Origin of the sequence: Bacillus sp. RCC_6_1 (genome assembly GCF_041360755.1) — a bacterium.
GTDB classification, from domain to species: Bacteria; Bacillota; Bacilli; order Bacillales; family Bacillaceae_G; genus Bacillus_A; species Bacillus_A cereus.
Window position 1 is genome coordinate 1 of sequence record NZ_JBFUPV010000009.1, and the last position, 12,335, is coordinate 12,335.

Below are 12,335 nucleotides of genomic sequence, written 5' to 3' on the forward strand. Positions count from 1 at the left end.
ACCTCACCAACTAGCTAATGCGACGCGGGTCCATCCATAAGTGACAGCCGAAGCCGCCTTTCAATTTCGAACCATGCAGTTCAAAATATTATCCGGTATTAGCCCCGGTTTCCCGGAGTTATCCCAGTCTTATGGGCAGGTTACCCACGTGTTACTCACCCGTCCGCCGCTAACTTCATAAGAGCAAGCTCTTAATCCATTCGCTCGACTTGCATGTATTAGGCACGCCGCCAGCGTTCATCCTGAGCCAGGATCAAACTCTCCAATAAAGTTAGTTTGTCTAGCATCTAAAATAAAAATTGACGTTTCACGTTGTTTGTTTCGTTCAGTTTTCAAAGAACTACTTGGTCGCTCATTTGCGACTTCCTTATGTTAACATCTTCGTTAGTTAATGTCAACTAAGTTTTTTTATTTCTTTTTTGTCGTTTTCTGCGTTTCCGCATCAGCGACGGTTATTAATATATCATGCAGTATATACATGGTCAATACTTTTTATAAAAAAATTTCACATCCCGTTAAAAACTTAAAAACCGCTGTAAAAATCATTATAGCGCCCATTCATTCTTCATGGCTCCCCTCCTATTCATTTCATATCTTATCCCTTTATCAATTTACGTGAGAGTGAAAATTCTAAATTGTATGTTATATTATTAGTATAGGAGCGTGGTGAGAATGAGCATTAAGTATTCAAACAAAATCAATAAAATCCGGACCTTTGCATTAAGTTTAGTATTTATCGGCCTCTTCATTGCATACTTAGGTGTCTTTTTCCGCGAAAACATTATTATTATGACAACGTTTATGATGGTTGGCTTTTTAGCTGTTATCGCTAGCACTGTCGTTTACTTTTGGATTGGTATGTTATCTACTAAGACTATCCAAATTATTTGCCCAAGCTGTGATAAGCCAACAAAAATGCTCGGCCGTGTCGATGCATGTATGCACTGCAATCAACCTTTAACACTAGATCGAGATCTAGAAGGAAAAGAATTTGATGAAAAGTATAATAAGAAGAGTTATAAATCATAAGTATCAAGGGAAATACGAATTTGCAACACTACAAATGTTTCAACTCATTAAAAAGTTGATTTCTTAAAAAATCAACTTTTTAATTGTTTTATTAAATTTATTACACCTATTTTTTCGAAATAACAGTAAACATCCCTGTCATATTAGGCGAATAATCTTTAAAATCATATTTTTCGTAGAATGATGTTTTACCTTGCGACGCAAACAAACCAATGAATGCTTTATCTGGAGCATTCTGATTTAAGTATTCTACTAAAGTATTCATTATTTTCTTTCCAATACCATTCTTTTGATACTCTGGATGAACCACTATATCTTGAATATAGAAATAGATAGCCCCATCACCAACAATTCTCCCCATGCCGATGATTTGATTATTATCCTTGACTGTTATACAGTAAATCGAATTTTGAAGTGATATTTCCGCCACCTCAAAGTTTATATAGTTAGTCCATCCCACAGAATCACATAAATATTTATATTCTTCCAATGTTGGAATGTTATTTTTAATCTCATATTTCTTCAAAATGTCCCCTCCCAGAATTCATTTCCACCAATACAAAGTAAATTCGACAAACTTTTATCTAACCCTCCTTACTAACTTAGCACTGTAAATCCCGATTAACCTCACGCTAATCCTTATATAATAAAGAAAGAGGCTGACGTATAGCCGTCAGCCTCTTTCTTTATTATATATTACGCCTTATGACACTCTGGACAAACGCCATAAATTTCTAAGCGATGACTATTGATAACGAAGCCTGTCGTTTTCGCAGCTTCCTCTTCCAGCTTTTCCAAGCCTCCATAAGGAAAATCAACAATCTTACCACATTTTTCGCAAATCACATGATAATGTTGACTTGTAACATAATCAAATCTACTTGAAGCGTCTCCATAAGTTAATTCCTTTACAAGTCCAACCTCTTTAAACACACGTAAGTTATTATAGACAGTTGCAACACTCATATTTGGAAACTTACCTTCTAATGCTTTATAAATATCATCCGCTGTTGGGTGCGTCATTGATTCCACAAGGTACTCTAAAATAGCATGACGCTGTGGAGTAATGCGTACACCCGTATTTTTCAGCATTTCTAGCGCTTCTTTTAATTCTTCTTTGACCACCGTCATGCACCCCGATTCTATACGGATTATTATTTTATAATTCTTATAAAGAGTGTACTCCTTTTCTTATAAATCGTCAATATTTCTACTATAAGTATGTAGTTTATTTTTATATTCAGGACTTGTTTTTATGTATCTTTCCCTTTTTTCTTCATATATTCCACAGAAAAAAGTGCGACATAATCGCACTTGGAATACTATCATCTGAGGAGGTATGCCCTACACTTCCACTTTATGTAAGGCAGTAAAATATGTATAGACACTTGCCTTGTTTCTGCATATTTTATCCCCAATGTAGATTTATTTTATATAAGAAAGAACATCCTCAATATGTCCTTTCACTTTCACTTTACGCCACTCTTTTACAAGTTCACCGTCTTTATTAATAAGGAATGTAGAACGCTCGATTCCCATATACTCTTTCCCAAAGTTCTTTTTTAACTTCCAAACATCGTATAACTCTGCTACTTTATGATCTTCATCTACTAAAAGTGTAAATGGCAATTCATGTTTCTCAATGAATTTTAAATGTCTATTCGCTGAATCAGGACTTACTCCAAGAATAACCGTATCCTTCTCTTGAAATACTCCATACGCATCACGAAAATCACATGCTTCAGTTGTACATCCTGGCGTCATATCTTTGGGATAAAAATAGAGAACTACATTTTTACCGCGGAAATCAGCTAGGCGAACTTCTTCTCCATTACTTCCCTCTAATGTGAATTCTGGTGCCATTTCTCCTACTGTAATCATAGTTATCACTCCTACTCTTTTCCTTTACTATAACAAATGCTTCCTTATTTTTCATTGTCTATTACAGACCTCATCACAAAAGCAAAAGGGAGTGTATATCCAATTAGCGCTTCTGCGATTGCAATCCATCGCCCAATTCCAATCGGAGATATGTCACCATATCCAACAGACAATAAAGTAACTGCGCTAAAATATAAACAAACTTCGACGAGTTGAAAAGAATGAGCGTTCAAACTTTCTCCGTCCTCTTTCAAAACTGCGAAACCCATTTCCTCTAATACAACGTAACTTAATCCAAATGCGATTAGTACTGTTGTATAGATTAAAAATAATGTGGCCAAATTATAGAGCGAAAAAAAACGCGTTGAATCTGAATAGGAACTCCATAATAATTGGACACTTTTCAAAATAGCGATTGCTGCAATTAATAGAATAAATCCCCATAACATGTCCTCCACCTCATTTTATATGTATGAGGTGGAGAACTGATTTATCCCTTAGAAACGAACAAGCTTCTATAATTAATTACCCGCGCCACGATACCTTTTTACCCCTTGGTTCCAGAGGGTGATTGCAATCGTAAAACAGATAATACCAACAATTGGCGTCGCAAACGCATAACTATTCCATTCTGTTTTTCTTAAAAAGTATGCTGCTGGATATACTCCAACAAACGCAAACGGTAAAACGAACGTTAAAATGAAACGAATTACACGATTATAAATATTAACAGGATAGCGCCCGTAATTACCTATGTTATACATAAGAGGCATAATTGAGCTTTTCGCATCCGACCAAAAACCAAGGCTCGCCAACGTAACAAATATCCCTCCATATACAAGTGCTCCTCCTCCTACCATCAATATAAATAAGAAGAAATCATACCAGTAAAAAGATAATTGTAACTCCACAGCTGCATATCCCATTACAACAATCCCTGTAATAGCTCCAATTAAAGATTCAAGTTCCATTCTTTCTAATATAATTTGAAATAGGCTATGGATCGGTCGCGTTAATACACGATCCATCTCCCCTTTAATAATGTATCGATCATTAAAATCCCATATATTAAAGAAAGCTGAAAAGATGGCAAATGGTACTAAAAAGAAACCATAAATAAAGATTACCTCTTCTCGACTCCATCCCTTCAATGCTTGTGTATGCCCAAATACAACGAGAATAAATATTAAATTAACTGCTTGAAGCGATAAATCAGAAAGTAAACCAACGATAAAATCGCCTCGATACTCCAATTTCGTTTTTATATATTGACTTGCATATTGTAAAAATAAGTTTATATATAGCATCTCATCATCCCCCTTGTACAATTAGACGTTTTCTCGCCGTTCTCCACATGAGTACAATTGGAATAATAAGTACAATCGCCCAAATCACTTGAAATACTAAAGCCTCATACAACTTACTCCCCTGTATACCTTCAGAAAAAATCATACTTGGAATATAACTAATAGCCTGAAACGGTAAAAACATCATTGCTTTTTTGGCCCATAACGGATAAAAACTAATTGGTAATAATAGACCTGAAAATAAATCAATAACAACGCGTTTTGCATACATAATTCCACTATTATTAAATAGGAAAAACGTAAGCATTCCCGTCATTAAATTAATTTGTGTATTAATAATAAAGCTAAATATTAAAGATAAGAAGAAATATAACCAAGTTTGAAAATTCGTTGTAATTTGCAACGAAAATAATAACGTAACGATAACCATGCCTGGAATGGAAAAGAAGGCAAAACGGAATATTCCCTCGCCAAGACCTTGCATAACTTTCATTCCCAAATAGTTATACGGACGAATTAATTCTACAGCCACACGTCCTTCTTGAATCTCCATCGCAATTTCCCTATCTATATTATTAAAATAGAAGGCACGTGCCATCCACGCGATTGCGATATACGTGGTCATTTGCGAAATAGATAAACTTTCAATATTCTCTTTTCCGCTATAAATTGCTTGCCATAAAAAATAGTAAGCACCGATATTAATCGTATAAATTAAAATCCCGCTATAGTAATTTGTACGATACGCAAGCATCATTAAAAAGCGAATTCGAATCATTTCAATATACTTACCCATGCGTAATACCTTCTTCATAAATGTTACGAATAATTTCCTCTGTAGACACTTCGTTAATTTTTAAATCTTTAATTTGAAATGCTTGTACTACTTTAGAAATAAGCATTGAAATAATAACTTCTTCATTCGGAATTTTTGCAACCCATGCATTTTCCTCTTTCGCTTTCGACCAAACGACATGATTATCTGGCATAACCATTGATAAAGCCTGATAGGAAACTGGTGCAACAAACTGAAAGTGAATTTCCTTCTCTGCTCCCCACTGCGTACGAAGATTACTTAAAGAACCGTCATACATAATATTCCCTTCATCCAGCATGATAACGCGCTCACATAAAGCTTCAATATCAGTAATATCGTGTGTTGTTAATAAAATTGTTGTTTTATAACGTTCATTCATTTCTTTTAAAAATTCACGTATTTTCAATTTCACAAGTACATCTAACCCAATTGTTGGCTCATCTAAAAATAATAACGGTGGATTATGAATTAAGGCTGCCGCTAATTCACAACGCATTCTTTGACCAAGAGATAATTTTCGAACTGGTTTATCTAATAAAGGCCCTATATCTAACGTTTCAATTACGTGCTCCATATGCTCCTTATACTGAGCGTCTGATACACCGTACACTTTCTTTAATAAACGAAACGATTCTTGTACTGCAATATCCCACCAAAGTTGCGAACGCTGTCCAAAAACAACACCAATTGTTCTTACAAATTCTTCTCTTTGTTTATGTGGGTTCATTCCATTTACTGTGATTTGCCCTGATGTCGGAGTTAAAATCCCCGTAAGCATTTTAATTGTTGTTGATTTACCAGCACCGTTCTCACCGATATAACCAACCATTTCACCTTGCTTTACAGTAAAAGATACATCATTTACTGCTGGTACTATTTTATAATTACGATTTAATAAATCGCGAAATGCACCCTTTAAGCCCGGACGACTTGAATAGGCTGTAAACTCTTTACGTAACCCTTGTACCTCAATTACCGATTTCATAATCGGACCCCCCTCCTAAATGTCACAACGAATAGTTTACCCAACTGCCTTCGCTATCACAAACAATACGTCTTTTCGAAAAACATGTTAGAATAATACATAGATTTTTGTAAGGAGATGAATTGTAGTGAAATTCACAAAGTCAGAAGCATTACATAAAGAAGCTTTAGAGCATATCGTGGGCGGTGTTAATAGTCCTTCTCGTTCTTTTAAAGCAGTTGGCGGCGGCGCTCCTGTTGCTATGGAACGTGGGAAAGGCGCTTATTTCTGGGATGTAGACGGAAATAAATATATCGATTATTTAGCAGCATACGGTCCTATTATTACTGGACATGCTCATCCGCATATAACAAAAGCAATTACAACAGCTGCTGAAAATGGGGTACTTTATGGAACACCAACAGCGCTAGAGGTAAAATTCGCAAAAATGTTAAAAGAAGCAATGCCTGCATTAGATAAAGTCCGTTTCGTAAACTCTGGTACAGAAGCAGTGATGACAACGATTCGTGTTGCTCGTGCTTATACAGGTCGCACAAAAATCATGAAATTCGCTGGTTGTTACCACGGTCATTCTGATTTAGTACTTGTGGCAGCTGGATCTGGTCCTTCTACTTTAGGAACTCCTGACTCAGCTGGCGTACCACAAAGTATTGCACAAGAAGTTATTACTGTTCCATTTAATAATGTCGAAACTTTAAAAGAGGCTTTAGATAAATGGGGTCATGAAGTAGCAGCTATCCTTGTAGAACCGATCGTTGGAAACTTCGGTATTGTAGAGCCTAAACCAGGATTCCTTGAAAAAGTGAATGAACTTGTTCACGAAGCTGGCGCATTAGTAATTTATGATGAAGTTATTACTGCTTTCCGCTTTATGTACGGTGGTGCTCAAGACTTACTTGGTGTGACACCTGACTTAACAGCGCTTGGTAAAGTTATTGGCGGCGGCTTACCAATCGGTGCTTACGGTGGTAAGAAAGAAATTATGGAACAAGTTGCTCCGCTTGGACCTGCATACCAAGCTGGTACAATGGCAGGAAACCCTGCTTCTATGGCATCAGGTATCGCTTGTCTAGAAGTGCTTCAACAAGAAGGGCTTTATGAGAAATTAGATGAACTTGGTGCAATGCTTGAAAAAGGAATTTTAGAACAAGCAGCGAAACATAATATCGACATTACATTAAACCGTCTAAAAGGGGCTTTAACTGTATACTTCACAACAAATACAATTGAAGATTACGATGCCGCACAAGATACAGACGGTGAAATGTTCGGTAAATTCTTCAAGCTTATGCTTCAAGAAGGAATTAACTTAGCACCTTCTAAATACGAGGCATGGTTCTTAACTACAGAACATACAAAAGAAGATATTGAATATACAATCGAAGCTGTCGGCAGAGCATTTGCTGCCCTAGCAGACAATAAATAATCCCGTCATTAAAAGGAAAAAAGAAAGCTCACCTTTCTTTTTTCCTTTTTTCTATTTCATAAATTCCGTATTAATAGTATAATTATTCATAATTATCTGTTTTATACTCTTTTACAGCATTACTATCTCTGTGTACAAGGTGATTCGCACCTTAAATAGTAAGATTATTCTAACTTTTACAAGAGGGGGGATTGACGGATGCTCAATAAAAAAAATACATGGACACCGTCTTTATTTCGAGATTATAGAAATGCAGAACATGATGCGTGTGGAATCGTTTCCGTTATGGAGAAACGAAAAATTGCTACAAAAGAAAACATTGACCTTTGCATACAATCACTCGTCAAAATGAATCATAGAGCTGGTTTCATTAATGGTGAGGGCGATGGCATCGGCATTCACATTGATATACCAAAAACGCTTTGGAATGAAAAACTAAAAAGTAGCGGATATAATCCAACGATTGTGGATCATCCCCACTTTATCGTTGGACATTTTTTTCTAAATAAAAAAGAAGACATTACTGTCTTAAAAGATTATATTCGTACGCAATTAAACAACAAAAACTTTACTATCATTTTCGAAAGTGATGATGTAACAAACTCAGATGCACTCGGTCCACTTGGTAAACAAGAAGAACCTTTATTTTGGCAAGTTGCCCTTATCGCAGAAAACGAAATTACAAATATTGAGCAAACATTATTTTCTGTCACAATAAAAATAGAGGAAAACGAAGCAATTCATGTTGCTTCATTAAGTCGTGATCATGTTGTATATAAAGTTCTAGGTGCTGGTGATACGCTTGTTGCCTACTATAATGATTTACAACATCCGCTTATCGCTTCAACTATGACATTAGGACATAACCGCTACTCTACTAATACATTATCTAATTTTTTTCGTGTACAACCATTTAGCATTCTCGGACATAATGGTGAAATTAACACAATTGCGAAATTACGCGATCAAGCCGAAATGATTGATGTACCACTTACTGCAGGAGGCAGTGACTCTCAAGATTTAAACCGCACCTTAGAAACCCTACTTGTTCAATACAACTACAGCTTATTTGAAGCAATGGAAATTCTATTCCCACCAATTATTAATGAAATTAAACTTTATGAAACACCTTTACAAGATTTATATACGTATATACGTGAAGCATGGGGACATTTTGCCCAAGGACCAGCTGGCATCATTTCCCGTTTTAAAGATGAAGCTGTTTTCAGCGTTGATTCCCTTGGATTACGCCCAGTATGGAAAGTAGAGACAGAGAGCTCTTATATTTTCTCTTCTGAACCTGGAGTTGTATCACCAACTAAATATGTAGCAGAACCAAAACCACTCGCTCCTGGAGAAAAAGTCGGATTAAAATGGAATGAACAAGATGAACTTGTTCTTTATGAATATGACAGATATCAAATCCAAGTATATAACCGTTTTAAAAAGCGAATTGATACTACCAATTACCATTTAAATTTATCTATCCCTGAAACGAAAAAAATCCAAGGGCTATGTGATTCTGTTCAAGTTGAAACGAAACAATACGTCGCTTTCGGATGGGACCGAGAACATATTCAACTCCTTGAACAGATGGCAACAAAAGGCGTTGAGCCAATACGCTCACTTGGGCATGACTCCCCACTTGCCGCACTTGATACTGATAGACGAAATATCGCTGACTTCATTAAAGAAAGTGTAGCTGTTGTTACAAACCCTGCAATTGACCGTGACCGTGAAATTGAACACTTCTCTACACGTACTGTACTTGGAGAGCGTCCAAGTTTATTAAGTGGCGCAAAACGGCCATTTGTAGTTGAAATGCTTTCACCAATTATTTTAGAAGGCAGCGTGGCACAACCTATTGCAGAGGAATTACACACAATTACGTACGAACAACTCATAGAGCTATTTAAAACTCATAACTCTATCGCCACAATCTCTGCTACATTCAGCTCGTCAGAAACTCTACAATGTGCATTAAGCCGCATTAGTTCTGAAGCGATAGCTGCTGTTAACAATGGTGCTTCCCTACTAGTATTAGATGACGCAAAAGCCCATCTAAATGAAAGATTGTGGATTGATCCACATTTAGTTACTGCTAAAGTACATCAAGCATTAAGTGAAAATAAATTACGCCGCAATTGTTCTCTCGTTATACGTTCTGGTGCCCTTCGCTCCTTACATGACATTGTCACGCTATATGGATTAGGAGCAGATAGTATTAATCCATATTTATTATTCGCGACTGTAAATGATGGAACAAAAACACCAATTACGAATCTGTATAATGCACTTAATAAAGGATTAGAAAAAGTCATTTCAACAATTGGAATTCATGAGTTACGTGGTTACGGACGTCTCTATTCATCTATTGGGTTACATGAAGAAATCGCAAATATATTACAGATTACAAATTTCTTCGGTTCAAATGATTTAGCTTTTTCACTTGAATCACTTGCTGAAGATGCAAAAATGCGAGCGGATGATTATAACAATCCTAAAATTAGAATGCGAAAATCATTTCATATATTCCCGCGAATTTGGAAAGCAATCGGCGATGTTGCAAAAGGAAATTCTTATGATGATTACCGTGACAAGTTAAGTGAACTAGAAGAGAATAATCCCATCGCAATCAGACACCTTGTTCAAACGAAACAAACAAAACATGTCGTTCCAACTGAAGAAGTATCTATCGGCATTAAAAACCATTATTTTCCATTTATTATTAGTTCTATGTCATTTGGTTCTCAAAACGAAATTGCCTTTCGCGCATATGCAGAAGCGGCCGATCAGCTAAATATGATTAGCTTGAACGGTGAAGGCGGCGAAATTAAAGATATGATTGGAAAATATCCACATACACGTGGACAACAAGTGGCATCTGGGCGATTTGGAGTAAATGCCGAACTACTAAACTCATCGAACTTAATTGAAATCAAAATTGGTCAAGGCGCAAAGCCTGGGGAAGGTGGGCATTTACCTGGTTCAAAAGTAACAGCCAAAATCGCTGAAGCACGTAATGCGACAATTGGCTCAGATTTAATTTCACCTTCTAATAACCATGATATTTATTCAATTGAAGATTTAGCTCAAATGATTACGGAAATTAAAACAGCTAATCAACTTGCCAAAGTAGCCGTGAAAGTCCCTGTCGTTCCTAATATCGGAACAATTGCTGTCGGTATCGCCAAAGCTGGTGCTGATTTTATTAACATTAGCGGATTCGATGGCGGAACAGGTGCTGCACGTATTCACGCCTTGCAACATGTAGGTCTTCCTGTAGAAATTGGTGTTAAAGCCGCTCACAACGCTTTATTAGAAGCGAGCATGAGACATAAAGTAGAGATTTGGGCAGATGGTGGTATTCGAAGTGTAAATGATGCCTTGAAAATCATGCTTCTCGGAGCAAACCGTATTGGATTTGGCACACTATCAATGATTGCAATCGGCTGTACTACTTGCCGTGGGTGTCATCTAGATACTTGCCATGTCGGAATTGCGACACAAATCGAGTCTGAAGCACAAGCAAAGGAACATGGGTTACGCCGCTTCGTCCCACGCGAATTAGAAAGCGCAGTTACTGGCCTGCTAAATTTATTCACCTCTTTCGGTATAGAACTAAAACGATTAACAGGACAGCTTGGGTATACAAATTTACAAGCAATTGTTGGGCGTTCTGATTTATTAGAGCAAGTTCGAGGCGAAAATTTATTAAACTTACGTAATTTATTACAAATAATAGAACATCCATCTGTTACAACAACAGATGGCGTACCAGAAAAACAATTTAAGACAGTTCATTCTGCTGACTCAAAAGAATTAGTAGGCGTTGGTGTAGAGCAACGCGTTATGGGTGGTCTAGAATCATGTTATCGCGTTCGCAGTAAACTATATGAAGCTACTCAACTTGAACCACTTACATTAAAGTATACGAATGGTTCTATTCCCGGAAATGGGTTAGGCGCTTACAATAGTGAAAATTTATTTATACACGTAAATGGCGGTGCACAAGATGGCATTGGTAAAACTTCCTTTGGTGGTGGGATTTATATAACGAAATCAAAAGGAAAAGACGGAGTATATTATAACGGTTCTGTCGGAAAAGGATTTGGATATGGTGCACAAAAAGGGGCACTATACGTGCAAGGGAACGCTGATGCTCGCGCTGGCATTCGCCTTTCTGGTGCAGACATGATAATTGGAGGTAGAATAACAAAACCACTCCGTGAAAAAGAGCAAGGAAATATAGGGGCATACTCCAATATTAAAGGTTTTGCTTTTGAATATATGACAAATGGGCGAGCGCTTGTTTTAGGTGACCCTGGTCCATGGATTTGCGCTGGCATGACTGGCGGTGTTGTTTATTTGCGTCATGATTCAAACTTAGGCCTAACAGAACAGGCCTTAAAAAGAAGAATTGCAAAAGGGGCAAATGTTGCATTACAACCAATTAGTAAAAATGGTTTGAAAGATGTAACTGAATTATTGCTAGACTATATTCGTGTACTAAACGAACATGAGCAATATGAGGAAGTTGCTTTATTAACAGCATTATTAGATGATATACAGAACCAGTTTTTTGAGATTATCCCGAAAAAAGAACAGGCAGACCCATCTATCTCAACAGAGTAAAATGAGTAATTTTCATTATTAAGAAAAAATTGACGAAGTACGCTTCTCATAGTAATCTATAGTAACAATTTGAGACCTGCTGAAATTCAGCAGGTTTTTTTACTAAAAACTGATGTTTAAAAGGAATTAGGAAAAATTATAAAGTGAAACTTTAATTAGCCTACACCAATCGAGCGTTTACCGGCATCTAGCTTCTAATTTTTGAGGCAGGAATCTTACTACTCACAATTAGCGGGATAAAATGAACACTAATTT

The 12,335-nt window shown here is 36.6% G+C and carries 10 protein-coding genes and 1 rRNA gene; 3 read left to right on the forward strand and 8 right to left on the reverse strand.

Features of this window, described 5'->3' with window-relative positions; all coding sequences use genetic code 11:
- Window positions 1-269 (reverse strand): 16S ribosomal RNA (locus AB6801_RS21595); the annotation flags it as partial.
- A gap of 403 nt (window positions 270-672) precedes the next feature.
- Here AB6801_RS21595 and AB6801_RS21600 point away from each other — a divergent pair.
- Entirely contained in the window at window positions 673-1,029 is a 357-nt protein-coding gene (locus AB6801_RS21600) for a YgzB family protein (protein WP_000025058.1), read from the forward strand.
- Window positions 1,030-1,135: 106 nt separating this feature from the next.
- On the opposite strand, the gene AB6801_RS21605 is transcribed toward AB6801_RS21600, so the two are convergent.
- The 7 genes from AB6801_RS21605 to AB6801_RS21635 form a co-directional block, all read right to left on the reverse strand.
- Window positions 1,136-1,555: a GNAT family N-acetyltransferase gene (locus tag AB6801_RS21605; protein WP_097999048.1), complete on the reverse strand. Its 420-nt coding sequence runs from the start codon at window positions 1,553-1,555 to the stop codon at window positions 1,136-1,138.
- A 170-nt stretch (window positions 1,556-1,725) separates the two neighbouring features.
- Window positions 1,726-2,154: a peroxide-responsive transcriptional repressor PerR gene (gene perR, locus AB6801_RS21610; RefSeq protein WP_000237829.1), complete on the reverse strand. Its 429-nt coding sequence runs from the start codon at window positions 2,152-2,154 to the stop codon at window positions 1,726-1,728.
- Between the two features lie 300 nt (window positions 2,155-2,454).
- A complete protein-coding gene (bcp, locus tag AB6801_RS21615) occupies window positions 2,455-2,910 on the reverse strand; it encodes a thioredoxin-dependent thiol peroxidase (RefSeq protein ID WP_000633710.1) in 456 nt (151 codons plus the stop codon).
- Window positions 2,911-2,954: 44 nt separating this feature from the next.
- Window positions 2,955-3,359, reverse strand: a complete 405-nt coding sequence (locus AB6801_RS21620; RefSeq protein ID WP_000964343.1) for a potassium channel family protein — start codon at window positions 3,357-3,359, stop codon at window positions 2,955-2,957.
- A gap of 72 nt (window positions 3,360-3,431) precedes the next feature.
- Complete coding sequence (locus AB6801_RS21625) at window positions 3,432-4,217, reverse strand: ABC transporter permease (protein ID WP_000965772.1); 786 nt, start codon at window positions 4,215-4,217, stop codon at window positions 3,432-3,434.
- A gap of 4 nt (window positions 4,218-4,221) precedes the next feature.
- A complete protein-coding gene (locus AB6801_RS21630) occupies window positions 4,222-5,013 on the reverse strand; it encodes an ABC transporter permease (protein WP_016121803.1) in 792 nt (263 codons plus the stop codon).
- Window positions 5,006-6,019 (reverse strand): ABC transporter ATP-binding protein, encoded by a 1,014-nt coding sequence (locus tag AB6801_RS21635; protein ID WP_000843658.1) that lies wholly within the window; start codon window positions 6,017-6,019, stop codon window positions 5,006-5,008. Before AB6801_RS21635 ends, AB6801_RS21630 begins: the two co-directional genes overlap by 8 nt.
- Window positions 6,020-6,146: 127 nt before the next feature.
- Between AB6801_RS21635 and hemL the strand changes: the two genes are divergently transcribed.
- Both hemL and AB6801_RS21645 read left to right on the forward strand, forming a co-directional pair.
- Window positions 6,147-7,445 carry a glutamate-1-semialdehyde-2,1-aminomutase gene (gene hemL, locus AB6801_RS21640; protein ID WP_000673239.1) on the forward strand — a complete coding sequence of 433 codons (1,299 nt, stop codon included), beginning with the start codon at window positions 6,147-6,149 and terminating at the stop codon, window positions 7,443-7,445.
- 198 nt (window positions 7,446-7,643) lie between these two features.
- Window positions 7,644-12,080, forward strand: a complete 4,437-nt coding sequence (locus AB6801_RS21645) for a glutamate synthase-related protein (RefSeq protein ID WP_097999049.1) — start codon at window positions 7,644-7,646, stop codon at window positions 12,078-12,080.
- Window positions 12,081-12,335: the final 255 nt, after the last annotated feature.

What these genes read in the sequence shown, in the direction of transcription:
- AB6801_RS21620 (WP_000964343.1), bottom strand. Translation starts at nt 3,359, where the DNA reads ATGTTATGGGGATTTATTCTATTAATTGCAGCAATCGCTATTTTGAAA.
- AB6801_RS21625 (WP_000965772.1), bottom strand. Translation starts at nt 4,217, where the DNA reads ATGCTATATATAAACTTATTTTTACAATATGCAAGTCAATATATAAAA.
- bcp (WP_000633710.1), bottom strand. Translation starts at nt 2,910, where the DNA reads ATGATTACAGTAGGAGAAATGGCACCAGAATTCACATTAGAGGGAAGT.
- AB6801_RS21635 (WP_000843658.1), bottom strand. Translation starts at nt 6,019, where the DNA reads ATGAAATCGGTAATTGAGGTACAAGGGTTACGTAAAGAGTTTACAGCC.
- AB6801_RS21630 (WP_016121803.1), bottom strand. Translation starts at nt 5,013, where the DNA reads ATGGGTAAGTATATTGAAATGATTCGAATTCGCTTTTTAATGATGCTT.
- AB6801_RS21600 (WP_000025058.1), top strand. Translation starts at nt 673, where the DNA reads ATGAGCATTAAGTATTCAAACAAAATCAATAAAATCCGGACCTTTGCA.
- AB6801_RS21645 (WP_097999049.1), top strand. Translation starts at nt 7,644, where the DNA reads ATGCTCAATAAAAAAAATACATGGACACCGTCTTTATTTCGAGATTAT.